Below are 328 nucleotides of genomic sequence, written 5' to 3'. Positions count from 1 at the left end.
GCAGGCCTACCGCGATGGCCGCGGACGCGCACAGCCCGGCCGCGCGTGCCGACATTTTACGATCGAACATGACGGTGATTCCCCTAAAGATTCGAGTTCGCTTCAGCGAAAAGAGATTGATGGATCCGACCCGCGTCAGCCGATGCTGAACGGCATCCCGTAGAGGGTGGTCTTCGAGTAGTGATCGCCGATGATCTCGACGACCGTGTACGAACGCGCCTGCGCGTAACCCGCGCAGCCCTGGATCTGGATCTCGGCATCCTGATACTCCACCGAGTACACACCCGGCTTCAGGATGTCCTTGTAATCGATCTGAACGAACTTGACC

The 328-nt window shown here is 59.1% G+C and carries 1 protein-coding gene; it reads right to left on the bottom strand.

The features are described from left to right. Positions 1 to 135: 135 nt before the first annotated feature. On the bottom strand, positions 136 to 328 hold a 193-nt coding region (locus ACL03I_RS39555; RefSeq protein WP_280296212.1), incomplete at its 5' end, for an MspA family porin.

Source organism: Nocardia sichangensis, assembly GCF_047200615.1.
In the GTDB taxonomy this organism is placed as follows: domain Bacteria; phylum Actinomycetota; class Actinomycetes; order Mycobacteriales; family Mycobacteriaceae; genus Nocardia; species Nocardia sichangensis.
This window is presented reverse-complemented; position numbering and strand designations above follow the sequence as displayed.